General features: G+C 31.6%; 14 protein-coding genes. 8 read left to right on the top strand and 6 right to left on the bottom strand.

Annotated elements, in window-relative coordinates:
- Positions 1-13 precede the first annotated feature (13 nt).
- Positions 14-310 (top strand): putative quinol monooxygenase, encoded by a 297-nt coding sequence (locus MNY66_RS09190; protein ID WP_047255404.1) that lies wholly within the window; start codon positions 14-16, stop codon positions 308-310.
- A 624-nt stretch (positions 311-934) separates the two neighbouring features.
- On the opposite strand, the gene MNY66_RS09185 is transcribed toward MNY66_RS09190, so the two are convergent.
- Genes MNY66_RS09185 through MNY66_RS09170 form a run of 4 tightly spaced genes read right to left on the bottom strand, consistent with a single transcriptional unit; the run spans position 935 to position 5,665 of the window.
- Positions 935-1,861: a fimbrial protein gene (locus MNY66_RS09185; protein WP_047255403.1), complete on the bottom strand. Its 927-nt coding sequence runs from the start codon at positions 1,859-1,861 to the stop codon at positions 935-937.
- 14 nt (positions 1,862-1,875) lie between these two features.
- Entirely contained in the window at positions 1,876-4,404 is a 2,529-nt protein-coding gene (locus MNY66_RS09180) for a fimbria/pilus outer membrane usher protein (RefSeq protein WP_241500716.1), read from the bottom strand.
- Positions 4,405-4,412: 8 nt separating this feature from the next.
- Positions 4,413-5,096: a fimbrial biogenesis chaperone gene (locus MNY66_RS09175; RefSeq protein ID WP_241500715.1), complete on the bottom strand. Its 684-nt coding sequence runs from the start codon at positions 5,094-5,096 to the stop codon at positions 4,413-4,415.
- Positions 5,097-5,143: 47 nt separating this feature from the next.
- On the bottom strand, positions 5,144-5,665 hold the full coding sequence (locus tag MNY66_RS09170) for a fimbrial protein (protein ID WP_047255400.1): 522 nt from the start codon (positions 5,663-5,665) through the stop codon (positions 5,144-5,146).
- A 1,783-nt stretch (positions 5,666-7,448) separates the two neighbouring features.
- Here MNY66_RS09170 and MNY66_RS09165 point away from each other — a divergent pair.
- Complete coding sequence (locus MNY66_RS09165; protein WP_156170989.1) at positions 7,449-7,622, top strand: hypothetical protein; 174 nt, start codon at positions 7,449-7,451, stop codon at positions 7,620-7,622.
- Positions 7,623-8,705: 1,083 nt separating this feature from the next.
- Positions 8,706-9,227, top strand: coding sequence for a YagU family protein (locus tag MNY66_RS09160; protein WP_047255399.1), 522 nt, complete (start codon positions 8,706-8,708; stop codon positions 9,225-9,227).
- 130 nt (positions 9,228-9,357) lie between these two features.
- On the opposite strand, the gene MNY66_RS09155 is transcribed toward MNY66_RS09160, so the two are convergent.
- Complete coding sequence (locus MNY66_RS09155; RefSeq protein ID WP_047255398.1) at positions 9,358-9,681, bottom strand: hypothetical protein; 324 nt, start codon at positions 9,679-9,681, stop codon at positions 9,358-9,360.
- Positions 9,682-10,882: 1,201 nt separating this feature from the next.
- Between MNY66_RS09155 and MNY66_RS09145 the strand changes: the two genes are divergently transcribed.
- The gene (locus MNY66_RS09145) at positions 10,883-11,407 is read left to right on the top strand and encodes a YagU family protein (protein WP_047255397.1); all 525 of its coding nucleotides are present in this window, start codon (positions 10,883-10,885) and stop codon (positions 11,405-11,407) included.
- Positions 11,408-11,712: 305 nt separating this feature from the next.
- Here MNY66_RS09145 and MNY66_RS09140 read toward each other — a convergent pair whose 3' ends face one another.
- Positions 11,713-12,051 (bottom strand): hypothetical protein, encoded by a 339-nt coding sequence (locus MNY66_RS09140; protein WP_047255396.1) that lies wholly within the window; start codon positions 12,049-12,051, stop codon positions 11,713-11,715.
- Positions 12,052-12,523: 472 nt separating this feature from the next.
- On the opposite strand from MNY66_RS09140, the gene MNY66_RS09135 reads away from it, so the two are divergent.
- The 4 genes from MNY66_RS09135 to MNY66_RS09120 all read left to right on the top strand — a co-directional run bounded on the left by MNY66_RS09135 (position 12,524) and on the right by MNY66_RS09120 (position 15,178).
- Positions 12,524-12,712 (top strand): hypothetical protein, encoded by a 189-nt coding sequence (locus tag MNY66_RS09135; RefSeq protein ID WP_241500714.1) that lies wholly within the window; start codon positions 12,524-12,526, stop codon positions 12,710-12,712.
- A 1,208-nt stretch (positions 12,713-13,920) separates the two neighbouring features.
- Positions 13,921-14,064 (top strand): group II intron maturase-specific domain-containing protein, encoded by a 144-nt coding sequence (locus tag MNY66_RS09130; RefSeq protein WP_331456034.1) that lies wholly within the window; start codon positions 13,921-13,923, stop codon positions 14,062-14,064.
- 139 nt (positions 14,065-14,203) lie between these two features.
- Positions 14,204-14,548 (top strand): DMT family protein, encoded by a 345-nt coding sequence (locus tag MNY66_RS09125; RefSeq protein WP_047255436.1) that lies wholly within the window; start codon positions 14,204-14,206, stop codon positions 14,546-14,548.
- Between the two features lie 153 nt (positions 14,549-14,701).
- The gene (locus tag MNY66_RS09120) at positions 14,702-15,178 is read left to right on the top strand and encodes an RpiB/LacA/LacB family sugar-phosphate isomerase (protein ID WP_047255435.1); all 477 of its coding nucleotides are present in this window, start codon (positions 14,702-14,704) and stop codon (positions 15,176-15,178) included.
- The last annotated feature ends 347 nt before the right edge of the window (positions 15,179-15,525 follow it).

Below are 15,525 nucleotides of genomic sequence, written 5' to 3'. Positions count from 1 at the left end.
AGAGATAATAAAAATGCTGAAAGTGATCGCAGAAGATTTTATCCAGATTGATGCCATAAGTATTGTACTTCCACTTTATCGTGAATTAGTTGACGCAACCAAACACGAACCACTTTGTATTAGTTATGATTTATATGTTGACCAAAAAGATCTGGGGCATTTTATTTTTATCGAAGAATGGCCAGATCAAACGGCGTTGGATGCTCATTGTAAGAGTGAGCACTTTCAGCGTCTTGTTCCGATGATCAATCAATACAAACGGAAAGAACCTTCATTCATATTTATGGATAGTGCATTAACAAAAGTATAAATATTTGTAATGGGTAGTTTGTATGAGCCACTTCAATAGGTTCAATTAATATGCCATCAGTTAATCGCTGGTGGCTTTTTATTTGGGGTATAACTATGTTAGAGAAGAAATAAAATGGCAGTCATGATTTTAAATATCTCATTTAATACCATTGACTTAGGTAATTCAGATGCATAGCTAAAGCGTAATTGTAGGGCTGATGGTTGGTATTTGATGGAAGCATCTGGTAATTGCTCGCTTTAGTTATTTCAGCTTGCTAAACTACACTCTTTGATAGCAGCATTAAGGGAAGATAGGCATGCTCCGACCTAATGCCAATAGTAAGGCTATTGAGCTGATTTGTATCGATGTGCAGCATAAAGTCTCATCGATTGATATGCCATCATGTATCTCTCGTGCATGCCGTAAATATAAGTGCGCCAAGCCCAAAATTGATCGTAGTAGTTACTGTATAGAGCATCAGAGTACTGGCTGGGAAGTACATCACAAAGATAAAAGCTTGCAGTTAACGTTTTTATATCAATGTGATAGGCCCGGTTTCAAAACTTCGTTAATATCACTATCAAATACAACCCATCTATTGAGTTTTCGCAGCATGCGGAGAGAAATAGGATCCTTAGCGATTTAATAATAAGTCACGGTAAATCCCACGGTGGCATCAGCTTTTCCTGCAACAATATCTGCTTCTTTTTGGAAATACCTCGCTTTATAGTTAAGATTAGTTAGACCAATGTTTGTATCTTTGGCGATATAGAGAGTATTGATTTTTACTGGTTGATTAGTATCTGCATTATATATCTGCACATTAATACCTTTTGCTGTATTTTGGTCGGTGGGATTATCTAAGGGAACCAGCCCTAAACTATTGCTATCAGACCCAGTATTTTCTAAGGTAATTGAAATTCGAGCATCTTTTTGGCAGGTAAAAGGAATACTAAAATTGACAAAATTAGTGGCCGTTCCAATACCTTTAAATTCCGATTTATCATGACTATCGAGTGGAACATCAATACTGGTTTTATCCAACGTACATAGAGGATAAAAGACCTTATTACCTGTACCCATAGTTACTTTTTTAACGCTGTAATTACCATTGCTTCCTTGCCAAAAAAAATCAGCAGCTAATTTAGGCTGAAATTCGCCTGAAATAATATTGCCAATTTTTATTATTTCAACCTTAACTGGCTTATCTACATAAACTACTGCCCCTTGATAAGTATCATTGGAGGGAACCATTTTATACATTCCATTAATACGTAATCCAATACCAGGGATCTCTGTCTGTAGCATAGAGTTGCCCTCTGTTGTGGATAATGGATAATCAGAGGTGGATCCATGGACATAAGATCCACTGGTGCAGGAGCCTATAGTCTGTTCTGAACCTGGTAAAGAGATTGTTTTTAATACGGTTCCATTTGCCGTACCAGGTAACACAGTGATAGTGCCAAATGAGATTGTTTGTAGAATAACATTATTATTTACTGAACTATAACAATAGGCTAAAGAGGTTCCTGGAAGCAGTAATGATAATAAAATAATTGTTTTTTTCATTGTTATTCTCTCTATTATTTAATAACACAATTAAGATTTTCTATAAAAATCTTATTGTCATTATCTGTCTTATTGACTAATAAATGATAAGGCGATAAACAGTGTTTCTCTCCGGCAAGAATAACTGAAATCATGCCAGATGGAGGGATACCTGAAAAATAGACAGTACTATCATCATTGACCATACCTTGAGCTGTAAAATTACTTTCATTACTGCTAATAATCACCGTTGCACCAAAAGATATTTTTTCATTTTGATGAGTAATATTAAATAGAGCTCTATTGCCGATAGTGGCATTAAATTTAGTCAATGTAATGGCTCCCTTAGTTGGAACAGAATAAAGAACTGGCTTTTCTACCTCGATTTTTGGGCCAAAGGATTGGATATCTAATACAATTCTATTTTCTTGATAAGAGGAGAGATAAGGTACAATTGCATAGCCATTATTATCGGTTTTTATTCCTGATGTATTAAGTATGTTAATATTTTTTGCATTACCTACTTTAATTAAACCTATGGTATCCCCCAATGACTGACCAAATGTAATTCCGTCACTATGAGCAATAATACCGCCACGCATATTATAATTAAGTTGCTGAGTATTATTACTATAGTTATAGCCAGTCCCTAATTCACTAAATCGATTTTTCATGGATATATTTAGACTGCCGGAATCTTTTTGTCCATTATTTCCATAGGTTTCTGAAATACTGTAGTTTAATGAATTATCTTCAAAGGCATTACCATTGATAGAAATATTTTGGCTATTACTACCATGATCATTATGATTTGTTGATAAGGCTAACCACATGCGATTATTTTTATTAGTGTATAACGGAATTTGGACACTGAAAGCAATTTGATTATCTTTTTTATCATTATATCCTGAGTTTTCAATATAATTATAATTTAAATTATATCCAATGCCGCGATAAAAATTACTATATCCAGCATTAATACTGCGTTCATAGCCTTCGATATTCCAATAATCCTGCTGATAAGCAGAAATATAGAGACTCCCCCAGTCAAATAAAGTCTGGTTAACAGTTAATTGTAATTTTTGTTTTTTTTGGTTCTCGCTATTATTGGAATTTAGATCATTAAATTCAGAAAAATTATAATAATTTCTGGTTGAATATCTATATGCAGCTACATTTAATGTAGTACCTGTTTCAATAATCCCTTTTGCATATTGCAGCCGAAAACTTTGGCCAGATAGTTTTTTATTACTTAAATCAGAGTTATTTTTAGTTAATTGTGTACTTGAATGGGTAATATCAAATGATGCAGCACCATAGCTAAATAAATTAACTCCACTTCCTATCGCTAGCGTATAATAATTATTGGCAGCTAATCCGCCTCCGTATAATGTCATTCCATAAGGGAAGCCATAAGATAAAGTTGATTGTCCGAAATAGGAGCCAGTTTTAGATTGCGAAGAACGATATTTACCTGTCACAACTTCATATTTCATTTGTCCTTCACGTTGCATTATAGGAACGGAAGCAAAAGGTTGTTCAAAGGTACGTTCTGAGCCATCGGCACCTTTTATTGTTACCGTAAGGTTGCCACTATAAGCGGTTGGATAGAGGTCGGAAATTTCAAATGCACCGGGAGAAACATAGGTTTGATAGATAATATTATTGTTTTGTTTGATGGTAACCTGTGAGTTAGAGTTGGCAATTCCTCTCACTATAGGTGCAAAGCCCCTCAGACTTTCTGGCAACATATTTTCGTCTGAAGCTAATTGAACGCCCGAAAATTGAAATGAATCAAATATAGTTGGTGAAGTTGCACTTTCGCCTAAAGTTAAACGTGATTTAATAGATTTAAGATCGCGTTCGATATAAGTGTTAATAGACTTGATTTCAGATTTTTTATTATTATCTGTATAGGTTGAATAATTTCTTATTCTCCAAGCATTATAGTTAAATCCACTTTGTAGATTTAAAAAATAATTATCTATCCGCTTATTACGCTCTTTTTTCAACCAAGTATTAGCACCAGATAAATTATAATTTAGTACTAATGCTGGGATTCCATCATCCCAGTGTTCAATATCAATTTGTTGTCTAGGAATATATTTAATCAGTACTTGTGGGATGGAAATATCTAAACGTAATTTTTTGCTGTCAAACCTTTCAGAAGAACCAGGAATATCTTGTAACATATTTTTAACTATATAATCATTGGGCTTGTTTTTCAGTGATTCCAGACTTTCAGTTAATAGCCCCATTTTTTTATAACTAGCAAGAGACAGTAATGGTAATAGTTTTTTATCCAGTTCGATAAACTCAATGTTTTCATTCGTCAAATACTCTCCATTGATATAAATAGATACTCTATATTTACCGGGAGGAAGAGTGTGGCTATTTTTAAAATAGTTAAGATCTTCTATGGAGATAGAGTTAGGTGAATCAAAAGTTAGGGCGTTTATATCGAAATATTCATCAGAATATGTGGCAGGTGCACATATGAGACTAATATAAAATAATGATGATTTATAAAATAAATTTTTATTGAGATATAATAAATGTTTCATAATGGTATTTATCTTATGGTTGCAGATTCGATAGAGGATTCACCCCCAAGATCATTAACAACAGACCATGAAACTACTGAAGATTTTATTCCACCATAATTAAAAGAATGACTTTCAAATGGTGTTAGCATTTCAAGGCTATTGACCGCTTGATTACCAATATTAACCTGTTTTAAATTTATAAAAAAAGGTGTTGGATTAGTAACTTTAATTCCATTATTGGTATACTCAAAGATTAATTTTTTGTATGCATCATCGGCTAAACTCTCAATGTCTGATGGGCGATAGAATACTTTCAACTGACTTTTAATTACAATTCTTAATACATTTTCTGTTGTTTTATTTGAGCTTGGTACTGCTTTAACATTAAGCCAGAATAAGGATTCACGATCTTTAGGTAGTAATGGGTTAATATTGATAATTCTCAGAATGTTCTCATCTTTTGCATCCATTCTTATTAAAGGTGGTGTAATAATAAAATCTTTATTTCGTGCTTGATGATCTTTATTTTCTATCCATGATTGGACTAAGAAAGTATTATTTTTTGAGTTATTAGTTAATGATATTGCGACTTCATTGGATTTTTCAGAATAAATGACTCGAGTTCCAGCAATAATAATGCTCGCATAGCTTGCTGGTAATATGATGCAATTAATGATTAATCCTAATATTAAACTAGATATTATTTTCATAATAACTCCACTTGAAAAATTAACGCCATCCCTGGCAAACAACAGGATTAGTTGTAAATAATAGTAAATTGTGAGGTACTATTTGCTTTACCGATAGTAACAGTGTCACCGGTAGAAACGTAACGAGCAATAAAGTTTAACTTTACTGGTGTGGATGTTAAATCAGGAAGATCTGTTGCTGTATATAAGCTAATTTCTTTATTAGCCATATCAGTAATTCTAATGCCAACGCCTGTAGCTACATTTTCTTCGGTATTTAAAGCTAATAAATTAGGATTTATACTATCTTTTAATCCATCAAATTTAATTTTTGCTTTTACGTCAGGGCAGTTTGTCATATTAATTATAAATTGAGTAGGTGCCGCTGTTTTTTCTGCTGCACCATTAAGGGCCTCTTTTGAAACATCGCCTAAAATAACATTTTGATCTAATGAGTCTTGTTCAATAGTGCAAGTATTATCAATGATATTTCCGATGAAATTAATTTTCCCATCATCTGCATAAGCATTAATAGTAATACTTAACCCTATTATTGATAAGGTTGTTAGAAGTTTGTTTTTATTTTTCATAATGAGCCTTAATAGATTTTTAATATTGATTTAATCACTTTCATTCTGTGATTAATGTAATAAGTATCATAATGATTTAACATTTGTCAATTAAGTCAGATTGCAGTATATATACTTAACTTACAAGGTGTTATAATAATAAAATTAATGTTTAAATAAATTTAGATTTTATTATTATATTGTTTTTTTATAGGGGATTATTTATAGAATGATATCCTTATTAAAAATAATGAATTTGATTGCATTAAGTGCTAATATATTACTTATAATTATTAGTTTACTATAGTGATAACAAAAAATAACCAATAGCCATCGGTGTAATGATTTGTATGAGTTGTTTTTCTGGTGATATAGAGTAAAATTAAAAAACAGAAGTATTAATTAAATTTAATGATGGTTAAGTTTGATTTAATCGAATAAATTTTCTTTTTAATTAGAGCTGTCTATTTATTGATCTTCATGGGTTGGTTTAAAAAGTTAAACAAAGTGGAATTAATGGTATGAGATATAAGATGGATTAGCTGTTACAAAAGTTTTTATTATGTTTTTAAGTGGGTTCTTATGAAAAAATAAATCTATTAATGTGATGTATAATTAAAAATATTTAATTAACGGTAAGTTTTTTATTATATTGGAAGATAAAAAATAAAAGTGTAGGGTATCTTTTAAATCGAGTAGTGTGATCTTCCTCACGGTTATTATAATAAATAGGTAATCATATCAGTTTATAAAGCTAGAATAATTATTTAGTAGTTTGTAATTAAGTATTTATACATATCTTATTTTGACATAGACTATAATTGAAAAAATAAATTATTTCTTCAATTATCATGATAACTTTCACATAAAAAATGCTGTTTATAAAACGTAGGTTATGTTCCTTGATCTCAGGGTAATTATACTTAGCTTATTATTTTTTGAAAAAATAGAGGAGATGACATTGGTTTTAATTTTAACCTTTCTACCTTATTTCCTGATGGTTTTGCATATCTCGCCATAAGCGATTAGATTAAATTGCTGATATGAGCTGAGTAACGATTAAGAAATTCAAGTTTATTGAAATAATGTTCATGAATAAATATTGAGCAAGATACCTATAGTAATGTATATTGTGCTGTTTTTGCAGATGAGTTAATCTATTTTTCTTAAAATTAGATTATAGTTGATGTTCTCTCTGTTCAGAGTTTGATGTTTAGTTAGGTACGATTATTGATAAAGAGAGTTAAATAGCAAATTAAACGGTATGATATAGGACGAAAAAATATTTTAGTAGTTATTACGTATTCTTAGTAGATAACATAGGATATAATATTCTCAATATGCTAATTAATTCATTTATACTGCCAATTAATATTAATCTAATTGGTGATAGAGGGAACTATCAACCATCAACTACCGATCATCAGATACGGTCTGTTCAATATGGATTTTCTTATATCGATGTATTGACTTATTCCTTAGTTTGATATTATCCGGTAGTGTTTTTATGAAATTTTAATCATTCTAATTGAGTATATTGTCAAGAACTGTTTAGAGAAGAGGGTATAGTTGCTAATTTGTATGGGCTAAGCAATAGAAATTGAATCTGTATTAAAACTGAATGGTCTTAAGTTCTCGGAGTCAAATTGGAAATCGAGTGATTCGAATAGATTAAGCTATAAGTAAACAGTATGACAACATAACTAATATAAACACTAACTTAATTCTTAAATTTCTGATAGTTTATTTCACTAAAGTTACTTTTTCATGATTATTTTAAATAACAAAATAATTTGAGGTGAATATGAGATTACTTGCTTTTATTTTTATTGTGATACTTTCAGGTTGTACATCGACGGGCGGATTTACTGATAAAGATAAGCCAAAAGAGGATGTATATTCTGATAGCACATTAGGTAGCATCAAAGCGAATCAAGATATTTATAGGGAACAACAAAGACATAAAGGTCGATTTTAATACCTCTGAATTCTAGGGAGTGAATTTTCCTTATCACGGATAATAGCATTATAAAAATGTTTAAATATTCAACTACTCTAAAATAATTAATCCTAAGGCTGCGCATTGCGTGGTCTTTTATATATATTTGAAATTAAATTATCACCTAAATAAATCACATATAAAGACTTTTTATGCTCATTAAAAATTATCTTAAAATGATTTAAATGTGTTCATAGGGTTGTTTATTATCTAATTAAAATAATTTTCAATAATCTGGTTTTGGGTGTTTAATAAGTGATGGTATTTCTCTTCGAAGCTAAGGTAAAAATAGTAAATTCGATTATTTATATCATATAATAAATTGATATCTGGATTCTTGCATTCATGAAATTTACTAGTTTAAATGTCACTATGATTTTTGTTGATCACTACATATATTAGTAGTGCTAAATTTATTTATCTCATAAAATTATATTTATCTATAAATATTACTGTTATTGATATAGCTAGCAGTGATAATGATCGCATAGTTATATTTCTGACTGGTTATGATAGTTTATCGTATTTATTTGTTGTATCAGGATCATGATATAAATCGATATAGGCTATCGTTCTTAATGTTTTTGTGAAATAAAATATAGTGTGATTCTACATTTTCAATGTTCAATATCTTTTTTTCGAAAAGAATAGCACATGAGATAAAAATATGAAGTCACTAAAGTGGCTGGATTAAAAAGTGCGAAATACTATCATTGATTGGGTATTTAAAAGAGTTAATATCATGAATAATAAATAAAAATAATTACATTTTATTAATGTTTGTGGTTATTAGTGTCGATTTTAATGAAAGAGATATCTAGGTTTTATCTAATGCGGCAGTGATTTTTAACATAAAAATAGCCCGGTTCTATCTAGTAAGCTGAATACATAGAATTAAGGGAGTATGCTACTCAATGTCAATTAAAAAACCCACTAAACGAGTACCTTTATAGAAACAAAAAAATAACAAATGTTACATTTAGTAATGAAAAATAAGATTAATATAGACTGTATTATAAAGATCTATTCTTTTTGTATATTATTATTTTTATAGGGGGTGATATGTTTTCAAGTATATTTAAATTATCAAAGAAAGAGGATAGGCATCTGTCTTTAGCAGTGTTTATTGGTGTGATAACAGGTATATTATCTGCTTTTGTAAAATCAGGGACTGAAAGTATTTTACCACCAAGAACTTTGGATAGAATCGCTCCTCCTGTAAAGATGATTGAGGATATGGGGATTAATATTAATAATTTTGTTTATACATATTCTGATCAAGTTGTTCATTGGGGAGGGAATGGGGTTCATATTATATTCTCAATTGCTGTTGCTATTTTTTACTGTTTAGCTTCAGAGATTTTTCCGCGAATAAAAATATTTCAGGGATTAGCCTTTGCTGTTGTAGTGATGGTAGCGTTTCATGGCGTAGTATTGCCTATATTGAATTTATCCCCAGCAGTTTGGAATTTGCCATTTGATGAACTGTTTTCAGAAGTTATAGGGACATTCCTCTGGATGTGGTCAATTGAATTATTAAGAATGAATCTTCGTTATAGAATGACTAAAAAAGCAGACTTATAAAATATACTAGATATGTTAAATGATAAGTTAAGAAGCCATCAATTAATTAAGGATGGCTTCTTTTTTTACTAAAAGGTCGCCGTGGATTGAGACCATGAAGTATTTATTGACAATAGTGGAAATTAGCCGCTTAAATACAGTTAAATTTAACTTTAGCGACACCATTGATTAAGTAATTTGAGCTTGTCTCATCGCTGAGCACTTTTAGTGCTTTATTTTGTTTTTGGCAATAATTAGATGCATTAGTGGTCGCATAAGCTACAGCACCACTGGCACGGCCTGCACCTGGAGCTGCTTCTACGGAAGCAACATAGTTACCATCTGGCGTTTTTTCAATATCTGAGTTATAGGTAAAGCCGATACCTTTAAATTCTGTCGAGTCGTTTTTAACTGCGCATGCACTTAATGATAGTGCCGCTGTACAAATAAAGATCAAAGGAAGTATTTTTTTCATAATATGGTTTCTCGTTATATAAGATATGTTTGTATTAATTATATTATGTGAAAAATAAACCAATATTAAACGATAGATCTAAAATCACGTTATGGTTAATTTCCATACATCGCTGTATCCGTTATACAGCAGATGAGATAATTATTCTATTGGATTTAAAGAGATAAGCATTCTAATACTGATTATTTGAATTTGATTTTTTGGTTTATTGCTTCGTTATATGTAGGGAAAATGAAATGAACGATTTTTATTGTTTTTAAACTAGTTGTTTCTTGCGCTTTTATTTAGCTGTTTTTAATCCATTCATCAGTAATAATCTTCTATTTTTGATACTAAATTGTTTATTAATTCATCTTCTTGTTGATTAGACGCCATATCTATGAATCAACTTTACATAAATAGATTTGTAAATATTGTGCTTATATAAACTCTAACTAAATGATATTTAAATGAAATAGACGGAGGGATTTATTCGAGTTGATTGTTACATTATTGAGCTAATGCCTGTAACATTGTTTGTAGATTTGAGCATTTATTACTTGCTGTAACTTCAGTCTTTTTATAGCTACGCGTGTAAGATAGTCTTATAAACTGAAATTATCTGTATTTTGTTCGAGAATGGTCTGGAATTTGATGAGTGAGGGCAATGGAGTAAAGTAGATTCTAAGGAGCCTTTAAACTTCATCTATTGTGAGATCACAGTTTTATCTGATTAATTTTATACTTTCACCTATTCTGGCTGAAAATAGCAGGGCAGCTTTGTATGATTAATTAATCTATGCAGCTAATTATTAAGTTCTAGCTCCAATAATTGATAGTCTTTTATTCATAGATATTTTTTCGTTGAATTAGTTTTAGATAATGAGCAATACGCGATAGTAAAAAATATAAGGTACGTGAGTTTTAGTGGGTATGACTTCTGATGGAATTTTAACTTGGTCATCATTCTCTAAATTATATAAATGGATTGGTTAATATTTATCGCTTTCTCAATTTTCGCCCCCCGAATATGAGTAAATCAGCTATTTTTGATAAAGCTTTTGGTCATGTCATTTTGTAAGTATTCTTTTTTTGATGATTTTATCTATTTATATTAATCTAAATTAAATTCCTATACATAAATATCTTGTGTTTATTTATTTTCAACTTGGCATAAATATCTTATGATATTAAATTATATACTTGTTTGTTAGGAGAAAATATGAATTTATTGGAATTAACTCAAAAAAATGCTCGTCATATTTCTATTGCGATTTATGTTGGAATTATTGCTGGTATTTTTTCTGCATTAGTGAAGTCTGGATTTGAGGGATTAATTCCTCCAAGAACATTAGAGACAACACCGCCTCCGGTGATATTGCTTGAGAAGCTGGGTGTAAATGTAGATGCAATGACATATGACTGGATGGGATATTCAATTAATTGGGGGGGGAATGGTGTCCATATTCTCTTTTCGATAGTTATTGCTGTTATATATTGCGTTATTGCTGAATATCTTCCTAAAGTAAAAATGTTACATGGAATTATTTTTGGTATAGGTGTATCTATTTTTGCTCATGGTTTAGTCGTCCCTTTATTAGGTTTATCGGGATGGTTATGGATAGCTGGTCCCGAAGCTTTAATTTCTGAGTTTGTTGGTACTGCATTTTGGATTTGGTCAATTGAAGCGATTAGGCAGAATTTACGTTATTGTTTAACTAAAGGGCCAGATGCTGAATATTGTTAATGTTAATAATGAAAGTTAATAAAGAGGCATTATGAGATATTTTCCTATTATTTTAGTATTGTTTTTTCTTGCTTGCGTTTATTTTATTTCTATTTTATAGGTGTCTAATAAATAAAATCTATACTAATCGTTAAATAATCGTTAAATGATTTTATATAATAGAGCGCACCTTAATATTTATTATCTAAGGTGCGTTTTTTTATAGTATATATTGATTAATACTATTATTTAACAACAACATAAAAGTATATTTATGTTACTGAAAATAGAAAGTGATGATTTTATTATAACTTTCTGGATTAAAGTTACATATCAAACTCAAAAGACTGACTAATATCATGTACTAATAAAGTACATTTTATGGTTACTGCTTCAGGATCAATGTTGCGTTCTTGCAGCATGTTAGTAAATACAAGATGAAAAATGTCAATAACACATTTAATTTTTGCTAAATCACAACAGCCAGTAACATTAATTTCGCCAGAAATCGTTGTTTCAACATTAGTATGTTTTTTAATGTTTCGCAGGTTATTAACTTCTTTAGCGAGATAATCATCAATCCAATTACGGGTTTCTGCTGCAGCATTACTGTTATCTGCTGAGTTATTTTTTTCTACAGAGTAGGATAATAAAAAAGGTTTCATTACACATCCTTATGTAAACATAAATAATTTATCAATATAAAAATAATGATATAAGTTGATTGGTTATTTGCATTAGGAATAATGAAATAACAATCTATCATATTGATTTTTATTTAAAAACATAAGGTTAATATGTGGTGAGTGTTCGGTTAATTTCAATTATGTGAAGGTGATCATTGATAATTGACAATATCAAACAAAATATTTGTTAATTATTTATAATAATTATTATTAATTTATCTAATAATAGTTTTTCTATTTTTTTAAATATATTAATTATTGTTATGTTTTAGTAAATTTGATAATGGTTGATTATCAATAAAAGCTTAGAGATATTTATAGAAATGTGGACTTAATCAAAGTATGAGATATTGCAAAAAATCAGATATATAATTATTGATTTATATCAACTATATCGGGAACTTAAAAGACTATGGTTAATCCACGATTAATCGCATAAGTGGGTGGCTATATGGACTATTGGTTTATATCATTTAAAGTGCGTTCAAGAAATGGTGATACCTATGTTGGGCAGAAGATTTTTGAAACCAAACAGGGAATATCTCCTCATGATGCGTTAGAAGCAGCTATCCAAGATGTAGCAGGTCTTAATCAAGCTGATTTCAATGCGGTTAGGATTTTGGCATTTAATCGCGTGTAATCATTATCTTATATTTTTAATCCTTAATTAAGCCTCGCGATGCGAGGTTTTTTGTTAGTACGTCTTTATTGGTATTGTTTATTGACTGTGGTGGTTAGTAAAAGACTTGAAGGTTAAAGTCCTCTACACGCCCGATAAGAGGAAGTGTTAGCTGAACAGTAATGATGTTCATCGTGAAGTGAAATCTGAAGGAAGCTGAAAGCAAAATGCAGGCCTGACTAGGCGGTGTAGCGGGGTAAGGTGGCCAATATCGTCAACGTCCAATGCTTATACGGAATGCTGTGACGTACAGCCGAAGAAGGTCGCGAGAATTACCTCGGGAGATTCGCTGTTGTACCACAGTGCCACCAACATCAAGAGGTGTTGCGATGCAACGACAGAAGTCAGCCGACGCCGTAGTGTAGTAGTGATAGTTAACCGACATTATGTAGGGCTGAACATGTTTAACCGTAATTAGGACATGTTACTCGATGCCGATTAATGATGAAAAAGGGCAAATCATTGTCGCAACAGTAGCCTTGTGATGCTGGCCTATCAGCGCGTGGTTGATAGATTGATCCAACAAGTCATCGCGCAGAAATTGAGGCTAATTGTTGAGCCAACTTTCTTAAGCCCCAGCTGGCCTTCGCTCATACGCAAAGCATGGCAGGCAGTGCGTCAAACACAAACCTATATCTACCGCTGCAAGCGCTGGGGTGGGATATGTATCTGGGAAAGCTCATCGATAGGGTGGATCACGATATTTTAATGCATCGCTGGCCCGTCGAATCAAGGATCGTCGAATATTGAAGCTAATGTGCCGATACCTTGAGGCAAAAAGGGTTGATAATCAAGAGAGGGTAAAGTATGAGCGCGGAATACCGCAAGTTGGTCCTTTATCGCCGTTTCTCTCGAATATTTTGTGAGATGAGTTAGACAAAGCGCTAGAGCGACATGGCATCAGTTTTGCCGCTATGCAGATGACTGTAATATCTATGTCAGCAGTCGCTAAGCGGGCGAACAGCTTACTAAGGATATCGTTGAGTGTTGTTAAAACTGACGATAAACGAAAAGAAAAGTGCGATGGCGAGGTCATGGGAACGGAAGTTCTTAGGGTATAGCGTGACAAGGCGCTCTGATTAAAAATGGCTGATAGCAGTGTTGTAAGGTTGAAGGATAAAATCAGCAGCCTGACCACGGGACTTAGCTCGAAGCCAATCAAATGAGTTATTGATGTACTGCCCTACATCCTTCAAGGTTGGATAAGTTACTTTAGATATACGGAATTCAAAGGCGTACTAGAGAAACTCGACAGCTGGATAAACAGGAAGTTACGATGCCATCTTTTGTATGGTGGTGTGAGAGGGCGATGAGAGTCATCCTGTCTCCTACTCGATGGTGATTTCTTATTGATGATGACATATAGAAGTTAATTTTTTATAAAAATAGCTATATTTAGGTACTTAATATTAGGTAATATAGCCACAAATCTAACTTATGAAAACTTCTATTATGTTAGCTAAATACTTACCTATATTATTGTTAGTCATTTCTAATGTATTTATGATGTTTGCTTGGTATGGACATCTTAAATTTGGATCAAAACCTTTATATGTAGTCATTTTTTTTAGTTGGTTAATTGCATTGGTTGAGTATTGTTTCGCGGTTCCTGCTAATCGATTAGGACATCAATATTACAGTGCAGCGGAGCTTAAAACGTTACAGGAAGTGATTACATTATGTGTGTTTATGATATTTTCTGTTGGGTATTTAGGTGAAGGATTCACTATTAATCATTTAATTGGTTTTATTTTAATTTGTGTAGGTGCTTTTTTTATTTTTAAGGGGCCTTTTTAATTAAATTAAGTTAATAATTTGTTGGTTTTATTATTACGGATTTTATGCAAACAATAATTTTCAAGCCTATTATTTGATATTTTCAAAAAACATCTTCTATACTTAGTCAGTGGGGTTATATTTTTTATCTTACTTTTATCTATAGGAGGATATATGGCAGGTAATAAAATTATTATTGGAGCAGATCCTTCAGGCTTTGATCTAAAAAATATAGTGAAATCTTATTTATGTGAAAAAGGGTACCACGTAGATGATATTACAGCTGAAGCACCGATAGGGTATTGCCACGTTGGCGATACTGTTGGTAAAAAAATTTCAGATAAAGAGTATGATCTAGGCTTTATTTTCTGTGGCACCGGAATGGGTGTGAGTATCGCTGCGAATAAACACTCTGGTGTTTATTGTGGAGTGTGTGAGAGCGTAACTACGGCTAAGTTATGTAAGGCTATTAATAATTGCAATATTCTTTCTATGGGGGGGCTGTTGATTACCCCTTTCAAGGCTAAAAAGATGGTAGATGCTTTTTTAGACGCAGAATTCTCGCAAGGTTTTAGTGAAGCGACACCTGATGAGTTGAAATCGGGATATTGTGATGTACAAAATGCAGAAAAACGAATTTTTAATCGTTAGGATGTATTAATTCTGATAAATAATTGAGCTAACCCACCACGTTTTGGTGGGTTTTTTATTTCTTGTTAGTATCTTCTTTAATAATTATCGCTATTATTTACTAAGTACATGATGTGTAGTTATTTTTTTGTTTTTTTTTACGAGGTCTTAACCCGAGTTGGAAATGATTTTATGGCAAGGGTAGGGGGAAAAATCCCTTTAAGCCCAGATGTAAATAAAATATTTGAAATTATTGTTTGCGTTATGCCATAGAATATGAGTTAATAGCGTCACTGGTTTGGAAGTACAGACCTACTTTATGAAAGACAAGTTTAAAGCAGTTCCTGTTTGGTGATATCGAAGATACC

The sequence above is a fragment of the Moellerella wisconsensis genome (genome assembly GCF_022592395.1).
Classification (GTDB): domain Bacteria; phylum Pseudomonadota; class Gammaproteobacteria; order Enterobacterales; family Enterobacteriaceae; genus Moellerella; species Moellerella wisconsensis.
This window is presented reverse-complemented; position numbering and strand designations above follow the sequence as displayed.